The organism is Rossellomorea sp. NPDC071047 (assembly GCF_050270195.1).
Lineage (GTDB): Bacteria > Bacillota > Bacilli > Bacillales > Bacillaceae_B > Rossellomorea.
Genome location: NZ_JBNNJT010000001.1, coordinates 34,875 through 59,657, shown reverse-complemented (window position 1 = coordinate 59,657; position 24,783 = coordinate 34,875). Strand labels below are relative to the sequence as shown.

Annotated in this window: 23 protein-coding genes, 1 tRNA gene and 1 riboswitch; of the genes, 2 read left to right on the top strand and 22 right to left on the bottom strand. The window is 41.5% G+C overall.

Going from position 1 to position 24,783, the window contains the following annotated elements:
- Positions 1–555 precede the first annotated feature (555 nt).
- The 15 genes from tig to ACQKFO_RS00225 all read right to left on the bottom strand — a co-directional run bounded on the left by tig (position 556) and on the right by ACQKFO_RS00225 (position 13,105).
- Positions 556–1,842: a trigger factor gene (tig, locus tag ACQKFO_RS00295; RefSeq protein WP_427596381.1), complete on the bottom strand. Its 1,287-nt coding sequence runs from the start codon at positions 1,840–1,842 to the stop codon at positions 556–558.
- A gap of 159 nt (positions 1,843–2,001) precedes the next feature.
- Positions 2,002–3,006: a tetratricopeptide repeat protein gene (locus ACQKFO_RS00290; RefSeq protein ID WP_427596380.1), complete on the bottom strand. Its 1,005-nt coding sequence runs from the start codon at positions 3,004–3,006 to the stop codon at positions 2,002–2,004.
- A 107-nt stretch (positions 3,007–3,113) separates the two neighbouring features.
- Positions 3,114–3,190: transfer RNA gene (locus tag ACQKFO_RS00285), tRNA-Arg, on the bottom strand.
- Positions 3,191–3,455: 265 nt separating this feature from the next.
- Entirely contained in the window at positions 3,456–3,869 is a 414-nt protein-coding gene (locus tag ACQKFO_RS00280; protein ID WP_427596379.1) for a group I intron-associated PD-(D/E)XK endonuclease, read from the bottom strand.
- Positions 3,870–4,186: 317 nt separating this feature from the next.
- Entirely contained in the window at positions 4,187–4,696 is a 510-nt protein-coding gene (locus ACQKFO_RS00275; RefSeq protein ID WP_427596378.1) for a metallophosphoesterase, read from the bottom strand.
- Between the two features lie 12 nt (positions 4,697–4,708).
- A complete protein-coding gene (locus ACQKFO_RS00270; RefSeq protein WP_427596377.1) occupies positions 4,709–5,305 on the bottom strand; it encodes an XTP/dITP diphosphatase in 597 nt (198 codons plus the stop codon).
- Positions 5,306–5,320: 15 nt separating this feature from the next.
- Complete coding sequence (rph, locus tag ACQKFO_RS00265; RefSeq protein ID WP_148995891.1) at positions 5,321–6,058, bottom strand: ribonuclease PH; 738 nt, start codon at positions 6,056–6,058, stop codon at positions 5,321–5,323.
- 120 nt (positions 6,059–6,178) lie between these two features.
- A complete protein-coding gene (locus ACQKFO_RS00260) occupies positions 6,179–7,255 on the bottom strand; it encodes a GerMN domain-containing protein (protein WP_427596376.1) in 1,077 nt (358 codons plus the stop codon).
- A 105-nt stretch (positions 7,256–7,360) separates the two neighbouring features.
- Complete coding sequence (gene racE, locus ACQKFO_RS00255; RefSeq protein WP_427596375.1) at positions 7,361–8,161, bottom strand: glutamate racemase; 801 nt, start codon at positions 8,159–8,161, stop codon at positions 7,361–7,363.
- 9 nt (positions 8,162–8,170) lie between these two features.
- The gene (locus ACQKFO_RS00250; protein ID WP_397552031.1) at positions 8,171–8,626 is read right to left on the bottom strand and encodes a MarR family winged helix-turn-helix transcriptional regulator; all 456 of its coding nucleotides are present in this window, start codon (positions 8,624–8,626) and stop codon (positions 8,171–8,173) included.
- A gap of 286 nt (positions 8,627–8,912) precedes the next feature.
- Complete coding sequence (locus ACQKFO_RS00245; protein ID WP_032087424.1) at positions 8,913–9,137, bottom strand: helix-turn-helix domain-containing protein; 225 nt, start codon at positions 9,135–9,137, stop codon at positions 8,913–8,915.
- A 155-nt stretch (positions 9,138–9,292) separates the two neighbouring features.
- A complete protein-coding gene (locus ACQKFO_RS00240; protein ID WP_427596374.1) occupies positions 9,293–9,754 on the bottom strand; it encodes an acyl-CoA thioesterase in 462 nt (153 codons plus the stop codon).
- Positions 9,755–9,893: 139 nt separating this feature from the next.
- Positions 9,894–10,661 carry a succinate dehydrogenase iron-sulfur subunit gene (gene sdhB, locus ACQKFO_RS00235; protein ID WP_149156252.1) on the bottom strand — a complete coding sequence of 256 codons (768 nt, stop codon included), beginning with the start codon at positions 10,659–10,661 and terminating at the stop codon, positions 9,894–9,896.
- Positions 10,661–12,424: a succinate dehydrogenase flavoprotein subunit gene (gene sdhA / locus ACQKFO_RS00230; protein WP_148969862.1), complete on the bottom strand. Its 1,764-nt coding sequence runs from the start codon at positions 12,422–12,424 to the stop codon at positions 10,661–10,663. The genes sdhB and sdhA overlap by 1 nt, the downstream gene beginning before the upstream one ends.
- 72 nt (positions 12,425–12,496) lie before the next feature.
- Complete coding sequence (locus ACQKFO_RS00225) at positions 12,497–13,105, bottom strand: succinate dehydrogenase cytochrome b558 subunit (protein ID WP_148969863.1); 609 nt, start codon at positions 13,103–13,105, stop codon at positions 12,497–12,499.
- Positions 13,106–13,456: 351 nt separating this feature from the next.
- Here ACQKFO_RS00225 and ACQKFO_RS00220 point away from each other — a divergent pair, with 351 nt between their 5' ends.
- On the top strand, positions 13,457–13,894 hold the full coding sequence (locus ACQKFO_RS00220) for a YslB family protein (RefSeq protein ID WP_262371960.1): 438 nt from the start codon (positions 13,457–13,459) through the stop codon (positions 13,892–13,894).
- Between the two features lie 89 nt (positions 13,895–13,983).
- On the opposite strand, the gene ACQKFO_RS00215 is transcribed toward ACQKFO_RS00220, so the two are convergent.
- The gene (locus ACQKFO_RS00215; RefSeq protein ID WP_427596373.1) at positions 13,984–15,222 is read right to left on the bottom strand and encodes an aspartate kinase; all 1,239 of its coding nucleotides are present in this window, start codon (positions 15,220–15,222) and stop codon (positions 13,984–13,986) included.
- Between the two features lie 192 nt (positions 15,223–15,414).
- Positions 15,415–15,593: riboswitch (Lysine riboswitch) on the bottom strand.
- A 246-nt stretch (positions 15,594–15,839) separates the two neighbouring features.
- Between ACQKFO_RS00215 and ACQKFO_RS00210 the strand changes: the two genes are divergently transcribed.
- A protein-coding gene (locus ACQKFO_RS00210; protein ID WP_427596372.1) for an IS3 family transposase occupies positions 15,840–17,197 on the top strand; the annotation gives its coding sequence in 2 pieces (ribosomal slippage) (positions 15,840–16,311 and positions 16,311–17,197; 1,359 coding nt in all).
- A gap of 194 nt (positions 17,198–17,391) precedes the next feature.
- Here the strand turns inward: ACQKFO_RS00210 and uvrC are convergent.
- The 6 genes from uvrC to ACQKFO_RS00180 all read right to left on the bottom strand — a co-directional run bounded on the left by uvrC (position 17,392) and on the right by ACQKFO_RS00180 (position 24,783).
- Positions 17,392–19,161 (bottom strand): excinuclease ABC subunit UvrC, encoded by a 1,770-nt coding sequence (gene uvrC / locus ACQKFO_RS00205; RefSeq protein ID WP_427596371.1) that lies wholly within the window; start codon positions 19,159–19,161, stop codon positions 17,392–17,394.
- The gene (locus ACQKFO_RS00200) at positions 19,158–20,636 is read right to left on the bottom strand and encodes a hypothetical protein (RefSeq protein ID WP_427596370.1); all 1,479 of its coding nucleotides are present in this window, start codon (positions 20,634–20,636) and stop codon (positions 19,158–19,160) included. Before ACQKFO_RS00200 ends, uvrC begins: the two co-directional genes overlap by 4 nt.
- Before the next feature lie 112 nt (positions 20,637–20,748).
- Positions 20,749–21,732 carry an FTR1 family iron permease gene (locus ACQKFO_RS00195; protein ID WP_427596369.1) on the bottom strand — a complete coding sequence of 328 codons (984 nt, stop codon included), beginning with the start codon at positions 21,730–21,732 and terminating at the stop codon, positions 20,749–20,751.
- 27 nt (positions 21,733–21,759) lie between these two features.
- Positions 21,760–22,509, bottom strand: coding sequence for a hypothetical protein (locus ACQKFO_RS00190; RefSeq protein ID WP_427596368.1), 750 nt, complete (start codon positions 22,507–22,509; stop codon positions 21,760–21,762).
- A 59-nt stretch (positions 22,510–22,568) separates the two neighbouring features.
- Entirely contained in the window at positions 22,569–23,327 is a 759-nt protein-coding gene (locus ACQKFO_RS00185) for a glycosyltransferase family 2 protein (protein WP_427596367.1), read from the bottom strand.
- Positions 23,320–24,783: an alkaline phosphatase family protein gene (locus ACQKFO_RS00180; protein ID WP_427596366.1), complete on the bottom strand. Its 1,464-nt coding sequence runs from the start codon at positions 24,781–24,783 to the stop codon at positions 23,320–23,322. Before ACQKFO_RS00180 ends, ACQKFO_RS00185 begins: the two co-directional genes overlap by 8 nt.

Here is a 24,783-nt window from a genome sequence, read left to right as displayed (position 1 = left end):
GATTTTCACCCCTTAGTTAAAACTTCATAAAATCGTGCTCTGTTTCCAATAAACGAACGATTTCTTACATCCCATTACCTAAAGTTATGTACTGCATTTTATCATATTATATGTTCGTAAAGAAATTGATACGATTCTTAAGAATCATCTTATTATGTAACACGCATTTTAGCAAATATTTTACATTGCTAGTTAGTATCTTGTCCAATTGAAGTCAGGTAATGTAAGAAATCTAATTATGTATGTTCCTGGTGAAAAATAGTGCAACTCCGTTTAATAAGCTTTTTCCAAAAATAGTGGTTCTTATTCTTGTTTGATAAAACAATTAAAACTTATTAAGTGAAGCTTAGTGATTTGGCTCATTTACGCCATAATCATCAAAAGCGATGGAGCAAACTCGTTTGCTCTTTCGCTTTTGATGATTATGGCTACTTTTCTGCTTTGCTGAAAAGCGTGAGAAACATCCGTTTCTCACGAATGAGCCAAATCACGGGGATATCCGCTTCATTGTACAAAACAAGGCACGAAGAAATCGCGCCTTGTTTGCTATTTTTATTATGCTACAGTTTTGCTGTTTTCAACAAGGAATTCTACTGCTTTACGTACTTTAAGGTCAGCTTTAAGTGTGTCAAGGCCGCCTAGTGCTTGTTTGATGTTGTCAGCAGACATGTTGTATTGTTCAGCCATTTTGTTAACTTCTTCTTCTGCTTCTTCGTCAGTTACTTCAAGGTTCTCAGCTGCAGCGATTGCTTCAAGTGTTAGGTTTGTGCGAACGCGTTTACCAGCATCTTCTGTCATTTGACCGCGAAGATCTTCTTCTGATTGACCAGAGAATTGGAAGTAAAGATCAAGGTTCATACCTTGCATTTGTAGGCGTTGTTCGAACTCCTGCATCATGCGGTCCACTTCAGCCTTTACCATTACTTCTGGAATTTCAACTTCAGCGTTGTCAGAAGCTTTATTTACAAGAGTTTCACGAACGGCTGTTTCAGCTTCGTTCTTTTTAGACTCTTGAAGACGTTTTTCGATTTTTTCTTTAAGTTCAGCAAGTGTTTCAACTTCTTCGTCAGCGTCTTTAGCGAACTCGTCATCTAATGCCGGAAGTTCTTTCGCTTTGATTTCGTGAACTTTCACTTTGAATGTAGCAGGCTTACCAGCAAGTTCAGCTGCATGGTATTCTTCAGGGAAGTTAACTTCTACTTCTTTTTCTTCTCCAGATGCAACCCCGATTAATTGCTCTTCGAAACCTGGGATGAATTGACCTGAACCTAATTCAAGAGAATAGTTCTCAGCTTGGCCGCCTTCGAATGCTTCACCGTCAACGAATCCTTCGAAATCCATTGTTACAGTGTCGCCTTCTTCAGCTTTGCCTTCTTCTTTGACAGCTAGCTCTGCTTGTTTTTCTTGAAGTGAAGTAAGTTCAGCTTCTACATCTTCAGCTGTTACTTCTGTTTCCATTTTTTCTACTTCAAGACCTTTGTATTCACCAAGTTTCACTTCTGGTTTCACTTGTACTTTAGCAGTGAAGATTAAATCTTTTCCTTTTTCCATTTGCTCAACATCGATTTCCGGACGATCGATTGGATCGATTCCAGTTTCTTCGATTGCTTTCGCATACGCTTCAGGTAAGATGAAATCTAATGCATCTTGGTAAAGTGATTCCACACCGAAACGCTTTTCAAACATTCCGCGAGGCATTTTCCCTTTACGGAATCCTGGTACGTTAACTTGTTTTACAACTTTTTTGAATGCTGCGTCCAAACCTTCGTTTACTTTTGCAGCTTCAACTTCAATTGTAAGTACTCCTTGGTTTCCTTCTTGCTTTTCCCATTTTGCAGACATACTGTTCCCTCCAACAATCTATAATTGATCTTGTATTTTTACGCATAGTAGTAGATAGTCCCGTATGAATCTAGCACTATCATCGTAAATATATGAAAAACTTTTACATTACAACCATTACATTATAACATACAGCCACTGTCTTTCAACAGAGAGCATTTAAATATTAGGAGAGGAAATTTCCTCTAGTTCCGTAAGTCTTGCTAGAATCCACTGACATTGTTTGTTTTCAACCTGGTCTTTTAGCTCTTCTTCAAGGATTGCATCGGCAAACATCCCTGCCGTGTAGTAAGCATACACCGAAGCGATTGCTTTCGGTTCCTCCTCAATTGTAAAAGGATAGAGAAGAAAGGCATGCCTTTTCAGTAGTTCTTGAGCGTGCTGAAATAGAGTGGGATTCTTTTGTGCCAGAAGATCGTCCAAAGAGTCTGTGACCATCTTAAAGAAATCAGAATCGAACACATCTTCCAAAGCGGAAGGAGACACCTTCTCCTCCAACCCGAACTTCGCTACCTCTACTTCTTTATCCATTCCATGCTCCCTTAAAACATTTAAGATCATCGTTTGCAGAAATGGGTGGGCGCTTGAATCCTTTAAAACTGATTGCAACTCCTTAACGAACGGTTGAATGTTTCGATGAACCAGCTGCGCTACTATCAGCGTCTGTTCCTCCAGGCTCTTACCGGATAAAATAGACGATTGATCCTCTTCTGATGCTTCTTCTTCAGGAATTTGCGCTTTTCCGTTCACTACTTTTTCACTGAATTGGAGTAGTTTCCTGAAATGTTCTTCCTTTTCAAAGGGCACTTCTTTTTCATCAAACAGGGCGTTGATCGTGTCGACCACTTCCCTGTGCTGATGAAGCTGGATAAGAATCATCAAATACATATCAACTACTTCGAAGTAGTCCCCGATCCCTTCAAGGAGCATCTCTTTACATATGTATCTGGCTTTGTCGTACTGCTTGCTTTCATAAAGAGAAAGCACCAGTGCAGTATTAATATCGGGATTATCAGGTTCTAATTCATAGGCTTGCGTGAGCAACTGAGAGGATTCATGAACCTCTCCTTTCTCAAGTGCCTGCACACCCTTTTCCAGCAGTCGATCCTTCAATCCTGGAAACTGTACGATTTTCCCTTTTCCTTCATGATTTCCCTTAGTCATAAAACGTACCTGCCTAACTTTTTAGTTGCCTTTAGTTTAGCACGATATCTTTTGGATAACAAAAAAAGCCTACCCTTTTCAGGTAAGCTTTGTGTATGTAGGATTTATGGCGTCCCAGGAGAGATTCGAACTCCCGACCTACAGTTTAGGAAACTGTTGCTCTATCCTGCTGAGCTACTGGGACATAATTAATAAAATGTAATCACTCATAGACTACTATCTTAGATCAGATAAAAAAGGGATACTCTCACAGTAAACTGTGTCAGTACCCCTTGTTAGTCAATACCCTAATATAAAGGTATGTATGTAATGAGTATGGCGTCCCAGGAGAGATTCGAACTCCCGACCGACGGCTTAGCTTACCACTATGACTTTCGGCACCAGCATGGAGTCGCTGTTTGTGGTCTGGACTATATCTTCACCAATTTCAGGTGCGACACGTGTAGTCTCTACGGAACCTCACGATAATCAAAAGCATAGCGAATATGTTCTTTTTGATTATTCTTCGGAACATTTACCCTCAGAGTCAATGACTTCAAAAAGAGTTTCGGGTCAAAATAATAGCATTCATCCGTTTGCGGGCAATATACACAGTAAACATCAATTTCTTCTTTATTCACCTCTTTAGATTGAACACCTTTAGAAGTAGAATAATTAGAGCGAAATCTAATTTCGAGTGTACCTTTACTATTAAGTTCCCTATACTTTACTTGCACCCTTTTGAATACTCCATCTTTATAGATAACTATATCGAATGGTGAATGTTCAGTTGAGGGATTAAGTATCATATAACCTTTTTGGTATAAATCAACTTGAGCCTTTAATATTCCTAAATCCCCTTTATCTTTGGTGTGATGATTCAATGTTAATCACCTCACTGGAGATCGTAAGTTTCCTCGGTATTACCATCAGCATTACCTGTTAAGGCTTCACCGATATAGTGTCGTCCACTCTATAGGTTTCTGTTTCCCTAATAGAGGCTCCTATTCTTGAAGGCCGTTGCTCTATCCTGCTGAGCTACTGGGACGTGATTTGTTTTTCAAGGACAATATTTATTATATTCACATAGCATCAATAAGTCAACAGATTTTCAAAAAAAGTTTTATTTATTTTTCCGGGACCGTTTTTTCTATCTGTACTATTGGAAGAGAACCCGCCGCGGCAGGTTCTCACTATGATTTTACAATTGAAAGGATTGAGTCAATTCATCAAGAACCACATGAGCATGCGTTAAGAATCTAACCTTTATTTCCTGATCGTTTGCTTCTACCAATGCGTAGGTTCGTTCTCTCCTGCCTCTTGGCAAAAGAATGCTTCCAGGATTCAAGAACAATATGCCATTATTCAATTCTGCACCGAGTGTGTGTGAATGGCCAAAGAAAACAAATTGCGCGCCAACTTCTTCAGCTTTATAACGCAACTTCATCAGTGACATTTTTATTCCATACAGATGACCGTGCGTCACCATGAGTGAATGGCCCGCTACCTTTTCAACAAGGTCTTCGGGTAACCTGGCATCCATATCACAGTTCCCCCTCACAGCAAGGTAGGGGGATAATGACTGGTCGTCTGCACTTAATTCAGAATCTCCGCAGTGAATCATGGCATCTACTGTAGATTGATATTTCTCTGACAGTTCCAATAGCTCTTCTTTTGATCCGTGACTATCACTTACAACCAAAAGTTTCATTCTGCTCACCCTTTAAATAAAGTCTGAGATTATGTTCTTAAGTTTTATTAATGCATTTCCACGATGGCTGATTTGACTCTTCTCGTCTTGAGTTAGTTCAGCCATGGATTTTCGTAGAGTGGGAACGTAGAAAATCGGATCGTACCCAAACCCATTCGTCCCTCTTTTTTCTTTCAAAATCATGCCTTCGCATGTTCCTGTAACGGTTCTGGTCTCCCTGTTTGGCCCAGCAATCGCTAATACACAGTGAAAACGTGCGGTACGGTCAGATTCTTCAACAGATTCAAGCTCGCTTAAAACCTTCTCCATGTTCGCCTCGTCACTCTTTTCTTCACCGGCATAGCGTGCAGAATACACTCCCGGCCGACCTTCCAAGGCATCGATGGCCAATCCGGAATCATCAGCGATCACCAGTGCACCTAATTCTTCCGCAACCGTTTCGGCCTTTAAGATGGCATTTTCCTCAAACGTTTCTCCGGTTTCTTCAACATCCTCAATGTGAGGAAGGTCTAGTAATGTCTGTACCTCATATCCGTATGGAGCAAACATATGTTGAAATTCTTTTGCTTTTCCCCTGTTTTTCGTGGCTATGATCACTCGTTTTGTCATCTGAAATCTCACCCTTTATTGAAATCTTTTTACTATTTCACCTAATGATTGCTGTTGGATTTGGAATAGTTCGTGGATTCCTTCTTGTCCAAGTTTTAACAGTTGATGCAATTGGTCCATTGTAAAGGTTGCTTCTTCCCCTGTTCCCTGCAGCTCAACAAATTCGCCTTCACCCGTCATGATGATGTTCATATCCACTAATGCGCTGCTATCTTCAATATAATTCAAATCAAGAACCGCACCGTGCTCTTCAACAATCCCCACACTTGTGGCTGCCAGGAAACTTTTCAGTGGAAAAGAAGAGATTTTTTTACTGTCTTGAAGCTTAGCCACTGCGATTGCCGTGGCAACGAAAGCTCCCGTGATCGAAGCCGTTCTGGTCCCGCCGTCTGCTTGTATGACATCGCAATCAATCCAGATCGTGCGTTCTCCCAATGCATCCAAATCGACTACAGATCTTAACGCCCTTCCAATAAGACGTTGAATTTCCATTGTTCTTCCTGAAACCTTCCCTTTAGAAGATTCACGAATGTTTCTCGTTTCCGTTGCTCTTGGCAACATGGAATATTCAGCCGTGATCCACCCTTTTCCACTGTTTCTCATAAATGGAGGCACTCGTTCTTCAATGCTGGCATTACAAATGACCTTCGTTTCTCCAACCGTGATGAGGACGGAACCTTCCGGATGTTTCACATAATCTGTCTCGATTTCAATATTCCGCAATTGATTCTTTTCTCTACCATCTGTTCTCATATCATTACCTCCTGTATTTTCGTACGTTATGTAAAAAAGGTCTAATCAAAAATAGAAGAGGCGGCATTATGCCAACCTCTTTTCCGATGCTTCTATAATAGTATATCAAAAAATTGTTATTTAAAAACTAATTGCATTCACATTTTCTGGTCTTGTCACTGGTTCCGTGATGGTTTCGCCGTCTTTAGACACTGCCGTTGCTTCACCATTCACTAAAACGGAGACTCCTTTAATTCCTTTTTGCTCTGTCAAAGATAGAACGAGAGAATTCAACATATGTTCAGAAACCATTTTTTCTTCAAGGCTTCCATAGACCGCTTCGTTAAAGTTCAAAGTAACGGTCCCGTCTTCAAGCTTCGGATCATCCAATAGTTTGGCACCTGTAAAATCACTTGCAAGCGATGAGGAATATCCTGGTCCATCAATCAATTCATTCACAACTGCAGTGACTTCATCCACTGAATTTGAGCTCACGCGCTTGGTAACAGGGACGTAATACGATTTATCATCGGTTTGGGACACATAATACACCGTTAACGGCTTTGTACTGGTAGGGTCCACCACACCTGAAGTATCCACGTTAATACCGACTTTTCTTGTTAATCCTTTTTCATCAATCGGTGTTCCGTTAACAGGCATTTCAGTCAGTGGATATCCGTTCACTCTAAGCTCTACTTTTTCAACAGATTCAAATTGAGTAAGTGTCCACGTGACGGATTGAAGAATTTTCTGCTCATCTTCAGGCTGGTAGTTATTGAACTCCGGTGAGAAATCGGCAACGGCCGTTCCGTCTTTAATATCGACCGTCACTTGCGTATCTGCGGGAAGAACGGCTCTAAAACCATTCGGCAGCACATTTTGAACCGGTCCATTTACGACCAGATACTCAAGAGCTTGTTTAGCCACACTCTCTTCACCTGGAAGGGGCAGGGATTGTGAGACAACATACCCATTTTTATCGATTAGATAAAGCTCTGTCATGACCGTTTCAGCATTAGCTTCTTCCTTGCTCACCTCTTTTTCTGCGTCTTCTCCTTTAGCCGTATCCACTTTCTCCCCTTCCTTTAAGTAGGATAGGTCTTGAGGAGGATCGATTTTCTCTTTATCATCACCGAAACTAAGTAATCCACAACCTGAAAGATATACAGAAGAAGCTAAAACCGTTACAGCAATTGACACCTTTGCTTTTTTTGCCATTGGGAAACCTCCTAAAAGACAGTTTGTACTAACATATATACGAGCCTTCTCTATAAAATAGACCGAAACTTTTTGAAAATAAAAGAACCATCCGATCACAAGATCCTAATCCTGTAATCGAATGGTTTCTGCTTTCACTTCTCCAACTGTCAGCCAATCAAAGGCAATGCGTGAAAAGATGGCCGAAGACCCTGTGTTGAAAAAGCGGTGTTCCGGCTTTTGTACTCCCCTGTATAGGAGATTGTAGTAATCAAGAATCGTACTCACTTCCCGTGCCGTTTCATCCCCAGAGCTTATCACACTGATCCCAGGACCCATGTAGGCTTTGATCTTAGGCTGTAATAGCGGGTAGTGGGTGCACCCCAGGATCAACGTATCAATATCCGTATCTTTAATAGGGCGTAGAGTCTCTTCTACTATTTCATCCGCCATGGAGCTATAGTATTCTCCACTTTCAACTAAAGGGACAAACTTCGGACAGGCGAGTGATGTGACATCCAAGCTGCCGTGCAGGGAGTGGAGCGCTTCTACATAGGCACCGCTATTAATCGTCCCCACTGTTCCAAGGACACCGATTCTCTTATTATGAGTATGCTTGATTGCCGCTCTGGCCCCAGGGTGAATGACGCCTATGACCGGGATGTCCAAATGGGTCTGAATTTCATCCAGCACAACGGCAGTTGCGGTATTACATGCGATGATCAGCATTTTCATATCATATTGCATTAGATATTGGGTCATTTCCCATGTGAATGTTTTCACTTCTTGAGCTGTTCTGGGTCCGTAGGGACAGCGGGCTGTGTCACCAAGATAGTAGATGGTCTCTTTCGGTAACTGACGCATCACTTCCCTGGCAACCGTAAGCCCCCCAACCCCAGAATCAATGATGCCAATTGGTTGAATCACGTTATTCCCTCATTCTGGTTTCATTTCTTGATGAAGCTTTGCTAAATTATCTTTTAATAGTAACACTTCTTGTTCTGAGAAATCCGTCAGGACACTCTGTAAATAATTTTGCCTCTTATTGATGACTTCTTCAATAATTCTTTCGCCCTCTTTTAGCATATGAATCCGTACGACCCTGCGATCATTTTCATCCTTTACGCGTTCCACCAACTGATTTTTCTCCATTCTATCAACGAGATCGGTTGTGGTACTGCAGGCAAGGTACATTCTATTCGATAGATCACCAATGGTCATATCACCATACTCAAATAACCACTGTAGTGCAATGAACTGCGGCGGCGTGATGGTGTACTGACTTAATATTTCCCTTCCTTTTTGCTTGATGATTGATGATATGTAGCGCAGGTCTTTTTCTATATCTGCAACAACTTGTAGTTCTCCAATGATTTCTTTAGAATTCGTCATGATTACTCTCCTTTTAAAGTCAGAAACTGGACATGTACTCCTTATTGAAAACGGGAATCGATCACATTAGACCTTCCTGTTTTAGCTTCTATTTATATTATGGGACAAAAGCGGCCTTTCTTTCAGCCTAGACTTCCCCTACTAGCATTTTCGCTCTTTTACTGTAAAAATTCAAGACAAGTTCTCAAATGGTCCAGAACTAAAAGAGACTGACTCTCATTCAAACATTAATAGGTATCCGCGGAAGACCCGTTAATTGTTTGCCATTAGAATCAGTCCCTTACATTTAAAGCTTGAGTTCCCCCATGCGAAGAAGCTCTACAACAGCTTGAGATCGCCCCTTCACTCCAAGCTTTTGCATGGCGTTGGAAATATGATTTCGAACTGTTTTCTCGCTAATAAATAGATCACTAGCAATTTCTTTAGTTGTTTTGTCTTGAACTAACAGTTCGAATACTTCTTTTTCTCTTTTGGTGAGCAACGGTTTGTGTGTAAAATCATTGTCCTTCAATTATGGTAACCCTCCTTGCCTTCGCCAGCTTTAAACCGCGGGGATGGGTATTGTTGGTCGTCAGAATATCATATGTGAAGGGAGGGTTTAGAGTGACATAGAGGAGGAAGTTAAATGAAAAATAGGCAACGGTTTTTATAACACACTACAATGGGCTAAGAAACCGCCATTTTGCAGTCAAGCTTCGCCTTCATTTCTTCCGTCCAAGGGACACCTTTTCCAGTCTGTTTTGATATTTGGACCATGGTTCCTCTACCTGTAAAGCAAACCTCTTCTTTTTCATTCAGACCCATATAGTGTAAATCCACTGAAGATTTCCCCACACTATTTGCCTTTACACACACCTTGAGCTGTTCGTCGAAGAATACTTGTTTGACAAAATCACATTGTAAATCCGCAACGACAGGAATCGTATCGTGTTCAGGTTTTACCCAGTTTTGCATAAACCCTTTGTGTTTAAAAAATTCGATTCTAGCTTCTTCGAAATAAGTGAATGGAATTGTATTGTTCATATGTCCAAACATATCAGTCTCGGAAAACCGAACCTTTATATGGATTGAAAACGAAAATTCTTTTTGCCATGTTACTATATCTTCAATGTATGTAAAATGTTTCAAATTGGCTCCTCCTTTTAGGAAATGAATATAGAATAAGAAAATGAATAGTCATTCATTATTATAAGCTTTTTCTGAAAAATAAGAAACATTAAAAGCAAAAAAAGCACTCCCCCTAAGGAAAGTGCTTTTTGTTTAACGGTTAATCAACCATATGGTCGCTTCCGAAGAAGTTTTTAAACATTTGGAAAGTTGTCTCTCTGTTCAGTGCTGCAATCGAAGTCGTCAGAGGAATCCCCTTTGGACATGATTGAACACAGTTTTGAGAGTTCCCGCAGTTTGCAAGGCCTCCGTCGCCCATGATCGATTCAAGACGCTCATCCTGGTTCATGGCACCCGTTGGATGGGCATTGAACAAGCGGACTTGAGATAACGGGGCAGGACCGATGAAATCTGACTTACTGTTTACGTTAGGACATGCTTCCAAACAAACACCGCATGTCATACATTTAGATAATTCATATGCCCATTGACGTTTTTTCTCCGGCATACGCGGTCCGGGACCAAGATCGTATGTTCCATCAATCGGAATCCATGCTTTTACTTTCTTTAAGCTGTCGAACATGCGACTGCGGTCTACCTGCAGGTCACGAACAACAGGGAAAGTACGCATAGGCTCCAAGCGGATCGGTTGTTCCAATTGATCAACTAAGGCAGTACAAGACTGTCTTGGTTTCCCGTTGATCACCATTGAACAAGCTCCACATACTTCTTCCAAACAGTTCATATCCCAGTTAATAGGAGTAGTTTGTTCCCCTTTTGCATTGACCGGATTACGACGGATTTCCATCAGTGCAGAAATAACGTTCATATTCGGACGGTAATCAAGCTCGAACTCTTCTTGGAAAGGGGCTGTTTCCGGGCCGTCTTGACGAGTAATGATAAAACGGACTCTTTTGTTTTCACTCATCATTTATTTCCCCCTTTTTTCTTAGAATAGTCACGCTTCCGTGGTGCAATCAGTGAAGTATCTACTTCCTCATAATGGAATTCAGGTGAATTCGTTGCAGCATTGTATTTAGCCATCGTTGTTTTAAGGAATTCTTCATCATTACGTTCTGGGAAGTCAGGTTTATAGTGAGCTCCACGGCTCTCGTTACGATTTAAAGCACCGATTGTAATAACACGGGCCAGTTGCAGCATGTTCCACAATTGACGGGTGAATGTTGCCCCCTGGTTGCTCCATTTAGCCGTATCATTGATATTGATGTTTTGGTAACGTTCCATTAATTCCTGGATCTTTTCATCTGTCTGTTTCAGCTTATCGTTATGACGCACAACGGTCACGTTATCCGTCATCCACTCACCAAGTTCTTTATGAATGACATAGGCATTCTCAGTACCATTCATGGACATGATGTTGTTCCATTTTTCTTCTTCCTGTTTTACATAGCGGTCGAATAGAGAAGAAGGTACGGATTCAACAGTTTTCTCAAGCCCTGCTATATATTTAATAGCATTAGGACCTGCAACCATACCACCATATATAGCGGATAGTAATGAGTTCGCTCCTAAACGGTTTCCTCCGTGCTGAGAATAATCACACTCACCAGCAGCGAATAAACCAGGGATATTGGTCATTTGATCATAATCCACCCATAGTCCACCCATTGAATAATGAACAGCAGGGAAAATTTTCATTGGTACTTTACGTGGGTCATCACCCATGAACTTCTCATAGATTTCGATGATCCCTCCAAGCTTAATATCAAGCTCTTTCGAATCTTTATGAGAAAGATCCAGGTAAACCATGTTTTCACCGTTAATACCTAGCTTTTGATTTACGCACACATCAAAGATTTCACGTGTTGCGATATCACGGGGTACAAGGTTTCCATATGCAGGATACTTCTCTTCAAGGAAGTACCAAGGCTTTCCGTCTTTATATGTCCAGACTCGTCCACCTTCACCACGGGCCGATTCACTCATGAGGCGAAGCTTATCGTCCCCAGGAATGGCTGTCGGGTGAATTTGAATGAACTCACCATTTGCATAATAAGCACCTTGTTGATAAACGATCGATGCGGCTGAACCTGTATTAATGACAGAGTTCGTGGATTTACCGAAGATAATTCCAGGGCCTCCAGTTGCCATGATCACGGCATCAGCTGCGAACGATTTAATTTCCATCGTTTGAAGGTTTTGAGCAACGATTCCTCTTGCCACTCCTTCGTCATCCACGACGACTCCAAGGAATTCCCAACCTTCGAACTTATTCACTAGCCCAGCTACTTCATGACGACGAACCTGCTCGTCCAAGGCATACAATAATTGTTGACCAGTCGTAGCACCGGCGAAAGCTGTTCTGTGATGCTGCGTTCCACCGAAACGACGGAAGTCCAGCAAGCCTTCCGGTGTACGGTTAAACATTACTCCCATACGATCGAGTAAATGAATAATTCCCGGTGCCGCTTCAGTCATTGCTTTAACAGGCGGTTGATTAGCTAAGAAATCCCCACCATACACTGTATCATCAAAATGTTCCCAAGGAGAGTCTCCTTCTCCCTTGGTATTAACGGCTCCGTTAATACCACCTTGTGCACATACAGAGTGAGAACGCTTAACGGGTACCAGTGAGAATAAATCTACTTGCGTTCCTTTTTCTGCTGCTTTAATTGTGGCCATCAGGCCGGCTAAACCGCCACCGACAACGATGATTTTGCCTTTACTCATCGTGACTCACTCCTTTTCCTACCATACTTCGAGAGCACTTATTTAATCTATTAGACTCGTATCTATTTCTCCTTATACGAAGGCGAAAATTGCACGCATACCGACAACCGATAACGCTACAAAGATTCCGATCGTAACATATGTAGCAATTAATTGAGAACGAGGTGAAACTGTAATTCCCCAGCTCACGCAGAATGACCATAAACCATTCGCAAAGTGGAAGATCGTGGAAAGAACACCCAGCACATAAAATCCTAGCATAAATGGATTCGATAAGATGTTTTCCATCATTTGAAAGTTCACTTCAGCCCCAAATGCTGCTGCTACCCTTGTTTCCCATACATGCCAAGTAACAAAAATAAATGTGATTACTCCAGACACACGTTGAAGTAAAAACATCCAGTTACGGAAATAACCAAACTTACTTGCATTGTTCTTAGAAGTGAATGCAATGTAAATTCCGTAGATTGCATGGAAATACAATGGAAGGAAGATGATAAAAATTTCAAGGATATAACGGAAAGGTAAACTTTCCATGAAGTGTGCCGCCTGGTTAAATGATTCTTCCCCGCCAGTGGCAAAATGGTTCACGACTAAATGTTGTGTTAAAAATAATCCAACTGGAATAACACCTAGCAATGAATGAAGCCTGCGATAATTAAATTCTCGATTTCCAGCCATGATTTACCCCCCTTAATGATAAAATATGAATTCGTTTTCTAATGCATTTATAAGAATGATTAGACGACGATACATATTTTATATTGTAACAATAATGTGACATGTCCATTTTACTCCCAAGGAGTGGAAGCGTCAAGAAAACGTATACATAATTTCGACAATACCGCAAAAATATTTTCAATTTATTGATAACAGAAAAGATGAGGTATTGCCACGTTAAATGTTCGAAAATTCAAATAAATATCAAATAAAAATTATATCACCAAAATATCCCAAGGTCATTTTTCAAGGTATGGGATGATAAATCCCCTTTTCATGTATATAATAGTTTTATAGAAAGAGGGGATTTACTTGGAACAGAAAAAAGAAGAAGTACATCAACCGTCCGTTCCAATCTTCGGATATGAAATGTTACGTGACATATTGATTCCAGAAATTTTAGGAAAGCACACACCCGATATACTATACTGGGGTGGAAAACAGCTTTCTCGGAAATTCCCCCTTCAGTCATCAGAAGAACTGATATCGTTTTTCGCTGAAGCCGGCTGGGGAACCCTTACACTGCTGGAACAAAAAAAGAATGAGATGACCTTTGAAATAAGTGGACCGGTGTTAGAACGACGCCTTGCTTTAAAGTCGGATGTAACATTCAAACTGGAAACTGGCTTTCTAGCCGAACAAGTACAGTTGCAAAAGAAATGTGTGGCAGAGGCTGCCGACGAACTACATAAACGGAGTCATTCAGTGAAAGTGATTGTTAGATGGGACGAGAAAGATAAAGTAGAATAGTACTTACCAACATCCTTTTCCTACTCTAATAAAGGGTTGCCCATGACGGGGCAACCCTTTTTCACTTGTTGCGTACTGTTCCTTTAGTATTATAACGTGATTTCTTCCATCTTCACCGCGTCCAGGTTAAATGCAGTATGTAGGACGCTTGCTGCTTTTTGCATATTTTTCTCGTCTACGACAGCAGATACTTTGATTTCAGACGTGCTGACCATTTTCACCACAATGTCGTTTTGAGCTAACACTTCGAACATTTCCGCTGCCACCCCTGGATTTGAGATCATACCGGAGCCAACGATCGATACTTTTGCAAGCTCACTTTCATGCTCAACGTGGGTAAAGCCTAATTGCTCTTTGTTTCGTTCCAGAACAGCAAGGGTTTCCTCCAGGTCTTGTTCTTTAATAGAGAATGATAGATTGGTCGTATTCTGATCGGTTTGGCTTTGAATGATAATATCTACATTCAAGTGATTTTTGGCTAAGGTGGTAAACACTGAAGATAGTCCCGTTAATGCGTTTCCTAGTCCAAATACAGTTACACGTGTGATTTCACCTTCAAATGCTACTCCTCTCACGATCAGGTTTTGTTCCATGCTTGCTTCCTCCTCAATATACGTTCCTTCAATTTTCTCAATACTCGATCTGACTTCTAATGGAATTTGATAATTCTTGGCAAATTCCACTGCCCGTGGATGCAGGACTCCGGCCCCTAAATTAGCGAGTTCCAACATTTCATCATATGAAATGGACGGTAACTTCCTTGCTCCTTGAATATAACGCGGGTCCGTTGTGTATACCCCGTCTACATCTGTATAAATATCACAGCGCTCTGCTTTCAGGGCAGCCGCGATCGCAACGGCGGTTGTATCTGATCCGCCACGACCGAGAGTTGTAATTTCCCCCGATTCCGTCATCCCTTGGAATCCCGCTACGATCACAACTCTTCCCGATTGAAGATTACTCAACATCTTTTCAGTATGAATATTGGTGATCCTCGCGTTGCTGTGAACGGATTCCGTCTCGATCCCGGCCTGCCAGCCTGTGAATGAAATGGCATCGTGTCCCGATTGAATCAGGGCCATCGTGAGGAGCGAAATGGTGACTTGCTCTCCTGTAGAGAGAAGCATATCCATTTCTCTCTTACTTGGTTGCGATGTAATTTCCCTTGCCAATCCAACGAGTGTATCCGTCGTTTTCCCCATGGCGGATACCACGACCACAACATCATTTCCTCTTTCTTTTTCTTCTGCGATTCTTGACGCAACATTTTGAATTCTTTCCACAGAACCTACTGAAGTCCCACCGAATTTTTGAACAATAATACTCACTGCTTCTCCCTCTTTCTCACTTGAGTGCTTGGTTAAGACTCATCCTTTGATGGTGAAGAGTACAATCACAATCATCCTAAACGTTCATGGAACAGGTTCATCACCTGTGCTGGATAATAAAAAAAGCAATGAGAATAATATCTCATTGCTTTATGAACATACAGCAGAACATACTAAATAGGTTCATGGGCATTGTGAGATAGCTCTCCAAGATTGAATCATCTTGACAATCCTACATTTCTTAAACGTAGAACCAGCGGAATCAGCATGAGACCAAGACCACTTCGGCGAATCTCCCCTTTCTAGGCATCTCAACAGAGCTCATACTCCTCTTTACCTGTACTTTTGAAGTTCGCACCTCTATCACCACTTTAAAAAGTGATAATGTTATAAATTTTCGTTAATTATAGCATAGGGGGAAAATTGATTCAATGTCTAATTGAAACAATATTTTATTTTATTATTCATTGGTGAGCTGTTTTGAATGAGCATGCGGTGGGTGATTTCCGCTGCAGGTGCTCGCTTTCCGCGGGGCGTGGGTTGAGCCTCCTCGGGCTAAATGAACTGCACCCCTATTGTTGGACAACAAAACCAACAATAGGAGGGTGCATACACATATGGCCAAGTTTACCCGAGAATATAAACTTCAAATTGCTAAACGTTATCTAAATGAACTAGTTAGTTATCGAGATCTTGCGAATCAAGTAGGCGTAGATCAATCTGTTCTGCGTTACTGGGTGATGTTAGTTCGACATCATGGTGACCAAGCATTTGTCTTTCCCTATACAAACTATCCTTCTGCCTTTAAACTGAGGGTAATTCAATATATTACGGAAAAGAATTACTCTATTCGAGAGGCATCAGCCATTTTTCATGTCCCCGATCCTTGTATGGTTCGTAGGTGGATGAAAAAGTGGGAAAGAGCTGGAGAACATGCCTTCGGATCATTAGAAATGAGGCCTTCTACAATGACACCTAATCATAAGAATAAGAAGATCAAAGATAACTCTTCTAACCAAACGATGGAAGATATGAAAAAAGAACTTGAATACCTTCGTATGGAGAATGCGTATTTAAAAAAGCTAAACGCCTTAGTTCAGGAAGAACCATCACCAACGAAATCAAAGCGAAAGTAGTATTTGAACTAAGGAACGAATTCCAGGTGACTCGGATGATAAAAGTAGCTAAGCTGTCTAAAAGCACTTACTACCACATCATCAAAAAATTAGACCAACCAGATCCAGATCGTAAATGGAAAAGAAGAATTAATTTCATCTACCACAAACACTTAGGGCGCCTTGGGTACCGTCGCATTACGGACGTTCTTCAAGCAAAAGGACACGATGTGAACAAAAAGAAAGTCCTTCGGATCATGAGAGAATTGGGCCTTAAATGCATTGTGCGAATGAAAAAATATAAATCCTACAAAGGGAAAGTTGGAAAAGTAGCTCCCAACATCCTAAATCGCCATTTTAGAGCAGATAAACCTAATCAAAAATGGGTGACAGACATTACGGAGTTTAAACTGTTCGGTCAAAAACTCTACCTCTCCCCCATTCTAGACCTATTTAACGGAGAGATCATTACCTATACGCTCCAATCCAGGCCGACATTTGACTTGGTGGAGACGATGTTAGAACAAGGATTAAAACATGTAAATGAAGGCGATGAGCTCTTAATCCATTCAGATCAAGGATGGCATTATCAAATGGCCCAGTACCGAAGGACACTGAGAAACCATAACATTACCCAAAGTATGTCTCGTAAAGGAAACTGTTATGACAACTCCGTCATGGAAAACTTTTTTGGGATAATGAAGTCTGAATTCCTTTACTTACAAGAATTTGATAGTATTGAGCATTTTAAGGACGAATTAAAAAAATACATGTATTACTACAATCATCTGAGAATCAAATCAAGGTTAAAACGAAAAAGTCCGGTAGCTTATCGAGTGAGTGCTGAATTAGCTGCTTAGAATTTAAGTGTCCAACATTATGGGGCCAGTGCAAAAGCCCTGTGGGGTCTCAACTTCCACGCGTTTCCCGCAGGAGTCGAGCACCTTCCGCTCCAATCAACTCTGCTAATTCAAGGTATTACTTCTACACCAAACACAAACATCACATACCTAATAATGACTTAATCAATAGTACTTCACTGATTTCTAACATTCTATTTTAATTTCTGCACCAATTCCTTAGCAACGGCTTCAGGAATCCCTATCTCAATAAATTCTTCCACACTGGCTTCTTTCATTTTCTTCATAGAACCAAAGTGCTTTAGAAGTTGCTTCTTCCGCTTTGGTCCGATGCCATCAATTTCATCAAGAGTTGATTGAAATGCGCTTTTCCCTCTGAGTTGTCGGTGGAAGGTGATGGCGAATCGGTGGACTTCATCCTGGATCCGCTGAAGCAAGTAAAATTCCTGGCTTCTCTTTTCAAGAGGAATGATTTCCAAAGGATTTCCATACAGCAGTTCCGATGTCTGGTGCTTATCGTCTTTTGCAAGGCCGCCCAGTGGGATATCCAACCCCAATTCATTCTCGATGACATCCCTCGCCGCTTCAATCTGCCCTTTCCCACCATCGATGATGATGAGATCCGGTAAAGGGAGACCATCCTTCAAGACTCTCGTATACCGTCTGCGAACAACCTCACGCATGGAATCATAATCATCAGGACCCTTCACGGTTTTGATTTTGTACTTTCGATATTCTTTCTTCGCGGGTTTCCCGTCAAGAAACACAATCATGGCAGACACGGGATCGGAACCTTGGATATTCGAGTTATCAAATGCTTCGATCCGGAAGGGAGTATAAATGCCCATATGTTCCCCAAGGCGCTCAATTGCCTTAATCGTTCTTTCCTCATCTCTTTCGATCAGGGCGAACTTTTCTTCCAGGGCCTGCTTCGCATTTTTCTCGGCGAGTTTCACAAGCTCCCTCTTCTTCCCCCGCTTTGGCTGGGTGATTTTCACGTCTAACAGCTTAGCAGCCAGTTCCTCATCGATCACTTCCGGCAAAAATATTTCCTTTGGCTTAAAGTGATTTGATTTAGAATAAAACTGTCCTAAGAACGTAAGGAATTCATCCTCCGGTTCATTGTATAGAGGGAACAGTGACACATCCCGCTCAATGAGCTTGCCTTGACGCACCAAGAATACCTGAACACACATCCAGCCTTTATCAACGGAATATCCGAACACATCCCGATCAGTGAAATCGGTCATGGTCATCTTTTGCTTCTCCATTGTCGCTTCAATGTGAAGGATTTGATCGCGGAATTCCTTCGCTCTCTCAAATTCCAGATTCTCTGCTGCCTCATTCATTTTCACGGTTAATTGATTTTTGATATCTTTGTATCCGCCATTCAGGAACCTGGAAATTTCGTCAGTCATTTCTCTATATGTGTCTTTGCTTACTTCTTTGATACAAGGAGCCAGGCATTGACCCATATGATAATAAAGACATGCCCGGTCAGGAAGGGTAGTGCATTTTCGTAACGGATACAGACGATCCAGAAGCTTTTTTGTTTCATTTGCAGCTCCTGCGTTGGGATACGGACCAAAGTAACGCCCTTTCCCCCTTTGGACTTTGCGGGTCGTAATAAGTCTTGGGTGTCTCTCGTTAGTTAACTTGATAAACGGATAGCTTTTATCATCCTTTAACATGACATTGTATTTAGGATCATATTTTTTGATCAGGTTCATTTCAAGCACCAGGGCTTCCAGATCAGATGAAGTCATGATGTATTCGAAGTCCTCAATTTCTCCTACCAGCCGTTGAGTCTTGGCATCATGAGAACCGGTGAAATATGAACGCACACGATTCTTCAATACTTTTGCTTTACCCACATAGATAATCGTACCTTGTCTGTCTTTCATTAAATAACAACCGGGCTGATCCGGTAATAGAGCTAATTTATTCGTAATGGTAGGGTTCATCGACTCTCTCCCTTCTTGTCTGCCCATTTATAGACGGTGATGGTTGAATATACAGGATCAAATAGCTCCTGTGAGTGGAATACTTGGACTTTTTCTATTTTTTCATCAAGGTTTTCAATACCCTGTTGTTTGAATCCATTAACCACTGCTCCGGTCAAATAGATTTCTTTATTCATATGCTGAATGTCTTGAAGGAATTGAGAATAGGTTAACACTCGCTTATGTGAGTATGGTGCATCCAGATAGGAGTATACTCTTGTTTCTTCCCATGTGTATACCATAATCGGACTTTCCTCATTTTTTTCTGAGAAGTATGACTCTGTTTTGTATACGGCGGGTAGAGATGAGTGATAGTCGGTCAAGACGCCCACACTCGTTCCTATATGCAAAATAAACCAAAGGCTCAGGGTGATGATCTTCATTGTATTGAGGTTTTTCATCCACCCTATCAACATGAAAAACCCTACTATTATGGCCAGAGGCAGAATATGTCTCGGTTTATCAATATTTTGTGCAAATAATCCCCAGATAAAATAGGAGCCGAATGAAATCAGGAGCAATATAGTGCCTGGACCAGGTCTAGTCCACTTTCCAGTCTTTTTTACACTCAATAAAACCAGAAGCGCCGTGATGACCATAATAGAAAGTGATTGTGTAAATAATCCGTTCCAGCCTATATTGATAAATATATAGTTCCATAACCTTTCAAAATATCCTGTATCGGGCTCTACCGTTCCTCCCCATTCCGTAAAGTGTCCGTCGGTAAACCCAAAGGCAATCTGTAGCAGGGTCTTGAGGCTCCCTGCATTGGCAGCCAGTGCCGATAGCCACACTCCTTGTGAAAGTACGAGAAGAGTCAGATGAAAAGCGATGGCTTTCATTTTTTCTGAACCATTGCCACTCTCCTTCCAAAACAAAAACCAATAGTAGAGGATCCCCGCACCAAATCCGATATAAGATAATCGTATACCCATCAAGATGGCAAAGAGGAGAATGGGAAGGACAGCCGCATCCTTCGTCTTCCGTATCATAGCCTGGTGCAGACTCCATAAGTACCACCATAATACCGGTATGGCAGCACCTTCACTCATAGCTTGAACGGTCATCGCACTCGGATAAGAAAGGGAAAATAGTAATAGCGTCGCAATGATGGCTTTTTTTCTCTCTAGGTAATGGCCAAACAGCCAATAAACAGGAAGAATCGAGCTAACCAGCAATATCGTATTTAAAAGTTGGAGGGATAGAACCGCGTCAGCTATAAAAGTGTGAACCATCATCCCCCCGAAAATAAAAAAAGGATATCCTGGAAAATGAGGCTGCATCTTCAATAAATCAAATTCGATGACTCCCAGAGCATAATCGACTTCATCCCAGCTTGAAGCATAGGGCGGAAGCAATATAAGTCTGTATATGAAGTACAGGCTGAATACAGCCAGTATACTTAACATCCACTTGTTCAAATGTTTATCGATCATTGTTTCTCTCCTGTTTCTCTCCAAATAAAAACCAACTCAGTTTGGAAACCTTCTTAGCCTATTGTAAGGCTTTCTTAGAATGGTTTCCAATCATGAGTTGGCTCAGGGGGATTTAAGCATTTATTGAATTCACATCATCCGATTTTTTGATTGTCTTTTTCTGTTGTTCCATCCCTGCAGGCACGGACTTTCGTTTAAATGGGTTAATGAGTTTATCCGTTCGGATCAGGTAAATCCATAAGAATACGAATCCGAAGTAGAACCAATAGGCAAGCACCTGTTCAATCGTTGGATTATGGCTATAGCCGAACATTGCCGCCATGAACAGCCCGACTTGACCGCTGATCAGAACCTCATTACCCGTGTCTCTCTCATAGTGAAGCTCATCTTGAAAGTGTTCAGGCATGATCTCCACCAGATTATATACCTCCGCAGGCTTCCCTTCTGCTGTTGTGTATAAAGAGCCCATGATCCCAAGATCCTGAAGAATCCCTACTCCTTGAACAAGTAACCCGGCTGCGATGAACATGATCAGCAAACCTGTCACATTAAAGAACGTTTTCAATTTGAATTTCATGGCACCTGAGAAGAACGCATATCCAAGGACCATGGCAAGTAATAATCCACTGAGTGCCCCGTAGCTTGTGAATACTTTCGTTACGTCTCCTCCACTGATGGCAGCGAAGAAAAATACGGTTTCGACACCTTCACGAAGGACGATCAAGTATGAGTGAATGATCATCGCTGATACGCTGCCTGCCGTTAAGGCTGCATTGATTTTCTTCTCCATTTCAGTGTTGATCCCTTTGGACTGCTTCCTCATCCAGCCAACCATATGAGTCAGAAGTAAAACGGAAGCAAACATGATCCCCACCTTCAAGTAAACTTCAGCTCCAAAACTCGAGAACCCTGTCAGGACGACCTGGAACAGTAAAGCAACCAAAAAGCTGGATACAAGAGCAAGCAATACTCCTACATATACCCATTTCTTATACTTGTCTGCTTTTAATCTTGTAAGATAAGATAGAATCAACCCTACAATCAAAATCGCTTCTAAAGACTCTCTCAGTGTAATCAAAAACGCTTGAAAATCCACTTTATTTCCCCCTTTGATACCCCGGTGCTACTGTTTATTTTTACGTTTATTGATCGTAATCAGTATGATTAGAATCAAGACCAGTGCTAGTGAGAAGTAGAGCCAGAAGCTTGAGCTTCCCCCTTCACCTATCCCATCTAAAAATCCAAGATTCTCTTCGTTCAGATGACTTTCATCCGCTTTCTCAGAAGGAATCGGAAATAACGGTCGAAGTTCTTTAATGATCGATTCAACTTCTTTATCGAAAGCTTCAGGATCATTATCTTTGCTTCCAATCCCGAACAAACCGGGATTTCCCAAGGAATTTAACGCAGTATCGAATGCTGCATATATCTTGTCTGCCTCTTCCTGGCTTTTTTCTTCAACAACAAATGGTTCCAGTACATTAAACGTCCCTCTCGCTTTAGCAAGAAGAAGTTTCGCCTGCCCATAATCGTCGAATTGCTCTTGAGCGAAATGCAGTCTTCTTTCGATATTCAGCATCAACGCTGCTCTCCAGCTTTCTAATAAAAGATCCTTGTCTTTTTCCTCGAAAGCTTTTTTTATATCGGGCTGCACCTTTGAAAAATATAGTTCAAAATCTTTTTCATACGAATCATATATTTTCTTTGCGTTATCCCAGTCATCATTCTCTAAGCTGTTTTCCAGCTCTTTATACGCTTCAGCGATTTTCTCTTCCCCTGGATCCCCATAAGAATAAGCAGATGCCTGTGACGGGATAAATATGTAATTGAGAATAAATATCAGTGAAAGACTAAAAAAAAGGCTTTTTTTCATATGGAAATCCTCCTGTATTTTCAATGATAATGATTATCATTATACTTGTCAATACGATTTTAAAGGCCTTCAATGGATGTTGCAGAAATTTTGTGAACATTATAATCTATATCCACTTTTTCAACAGGCCGTTTCATTTCTTGTGCGATAGCCGGAAGCACATTAAACATATAGGCTTTGAACTTGATGAAGGATTGTCCCTTCGTCCGGACTCTATATTCAATCGGAACTTCCATCATTCTGAAACCTTTACGCATGATATTTAGAGTCACCACTTGAGCATAATTATAGTCATGAATGATTTCTGCATGTTCCATTACTTGTTTAGAGAATGCCCTCATCCCTGATTGACCATCATAGATCCAGGTTCTCAGCAACACACATTGTAGTAAGGTAAAACAATAATTACCGAGGCGGCGATGGATCCTCATTCCGTCGATGGTCCCCTTAAAGCGGGATCCCATTGTATAGTCTGACTGATTCGTGAAGATCGGCTCTAACAGCTCAGGAATTTGAGATGCAGGATATTCCCCATCCGCATCAATCATGACACCGATATCCGCTCCTTTTAGCAGCGATTCCTTTAACCCTCTTCTTACCGCAGCCCCTAAGCCTGAATTACGTTCCATATGTACGATATAGTCTGCTCCTGCTTCTTCTGCAACCTTAACGGTGTCATCGGTCGACCCATCATTCACCACAAGTACTTCGACCAGAACATCAGGATGAAACTCCCTGGGAATGTCACGGATGACATCCCCGATGGTTTCTTCTTCGTTATAAGCAGGTAAAAAAACAACAACCTTCTGTTTATTCACGATGTTCTTCCTTTCTTCTAAATGCTTCTTCTAATACAGGTCCACGTGCATGGCCCGGGAATGGTGCTCCCAGAATATGAGCGATGGTACTGGCCATGGAAACAAGACTATGCTTGGACTCTACCTTCCGTCCCTTATGGATGTTAGGTCCGTGCATGATAAATGGAACGAATCGTTCTCCTTCATCAAGATGCCCGTGTCCCCCGATTCCATCAGCCTGTCCATGGTCGGCACAGATAAATAATGTTGTGTTTTCCATCTTGCCTTCTTCTTTCATCCATTGGACAAAGTCTTCAATCAATCGGTCTGCTTCTTTTATCTTTTGCAAATACTCATCGTATAAAACCCCGCGACTGTGTCCGGTTTGATCGGTCCCGATCATTTGTACGATGAATAAATCCGGGTCTTGTTCTTTCATGATATGTTTCGCTTTTTTCATGATTGTCGGATCCGCTTTATCGTTATGCATGACGGCTGTGAACGTATCGACGTCAGCCCCCATGGAATCGACCAGATGGGCCACACCTAATAGTCTTCCCTTTTTCCCGACTTTTCGTAACGAGTCAAAAATGCTTTCGACTTTAATCCCAAGCTTCCATACCATATTCGAGGTGATCCCGTGTTCATACGGATACGTCCCGGTGAACATGGATGAAAAGCAGACGACCGTGCGGGCAGGATATACCGTCTCCATGTTGGAGAATTCTGTTCCTTCTGCCTTGAGGGAATCCAAAAACGGGGTTTCCGCTTCCTGAAATCGTTCTTTCCTCATTCCGTCTACCACGATGACCACTACACGATCTGCCCGATCTTCTTTCCAATCCTCCGCCTTCTTTGCATATTCTTCATACATCTTTGGCTTCCAATCAAATAAGTAACGGTGAAGAATAAATGTGAAAACCAAAAGACCTCCAAAGAAACTTAAGAACTGAACGATTGGCAGCTGCTGGCTTGTATCAAGAAGGGAGTACGTGTACTGCCAGTAAGCCAGCAATAATAGAAATTTAGGAAGCTGCTCCTGGGCATTCCCGCTTGTGGAGTCACTGTTTTTCAGTACGAGCTTCCAGAACCTTGTGAAGTTAAGCCACGACGTTCCGATGCGTAAGTGATAATATAATGTTCCCCAGAATAAGATCGTGAAGAAAAAGTAAAGACCGATTCCTAACAGGGATAACCCTAGATCCCATTCCCATCCAATGATTAAGTAAGCCACAATCGGCAGCCACAGGTAGTTTCTTAAAAACAATGGGAAATCATAAACAAAGAATAGTATAAAAAGTGGCAAGGTGATCGCTAAACTAATCGTGAAATTCAGCCAAAATGGTAACGAGGCAAAATCACCAAGATGAAAGAGAAGCATCGTACCTACAGTAAAAATGGGTGTGAAGGGTTTTCCTTCATTTAATAAATTCCAGCAGCGTGCCGCTACCTTTTCAAACTTAGAGGCGCTTTTCAC

What these genes read in the sequence shown, in the direction of transcription:
- tig (WP_427596381.1), bottom strand. Translation starts at nt 1,842, where the DNA reads ATGTCTGCAAAATGGGAAAAGCAAGAAGGAAACCAAGGAGTACTTACA.
- ACQKFO_RS00290 (WP_427596380.1), bottom strand. Translation starts at nt 3,006, where the DNA reads ATGACTAAGGGAAATCATGAAGGAAAAGGGAAAATCGTACAGTTTCCA.
- ACQKFO_RS00275 (WP_427596378.1), bottom strand. Translation starts at nt 4,696, where the DNA reads ATGAAACTTTTGGTTGTAAGTGATAGTCACGGATCAAAAGAAGAGCTA.
- ACQKFO_RS00270 (WP_427596377.1), bottom strand. Translation starts at nt 5,305, where the DNA reads ATGACAAAACGAGTGATCATAGCCACGAAAAACAGGGGAAAAGCAAAA.
- rph (WP_148995891.1), bottom strand. Translation starts at nt 6,058, where the DNA reads ATGAGAACAGATGGTAGAGAAAAGAATCAATTGCGGAATATTGAAATC.
- ACQKFO_RS00260 (WP_427596376.1), bottom strand. Translation starts at nt 7,255, where the DNA reads ATGGCAAAAAAAGCAAAGGTGTCAATTGCTGTAACGGTTTTAGCTTCT.
- ACQKFO_RS00250 (WP_397552031.1), bottom strand. Translation starts at nt 8,626, where the DNA reads ATGACGAATTCTAAAGAAATCATTGGAGAACTACAAGTTGTTGCAGAT.
- sdhB (WP_149156252.1), bottom strand. Translation starts at nt 10,661, where the DNA reads ATGAGTGAAAACAAAAGAGTCCGTTTTATCATTACTCGTCAAGACGGC.
- sdhA (WP_148969862.1), bottom strand. Translation starts at nt 12,424, where the DNA reads ATGAGTAAAGGCAAAATCATCGTTGTCGGTGGCGGTTTAGCCGGCCTG.
- ACQKFO_RS00225 (WP_148969863.1), bottom strand. Translation starts at nt 13,105, where the DNA reads ATGGCTGGAAATCGAGAATTTAATTATCGCAGGCTTCATTCATTGCTA.
- uvrC (WP_427596371.1), bottom strand. Translation starts at nt 19,161, where the DNA reads ATGAACCCTACCATTACGAATAAATTAGCTCTATTACCGGATCAGCCC.
- ACQKFO_RS00200 (WP_427596370.1), bottom strand. Translation starts at nt 20,636, where the DNA reads ATGATCGATAAACATTTGAACAAGTGGATGTTAAGTATACTGGCTGTA.
- ACQKFO_RS00190 (WP_427596368.1), bottom strand. Translation starts at nt 22,509, where the DNA reads ATGAAAAAAAGCCTTTTTTTTAGTCTTTCACTGATATTTATTCTCAAT.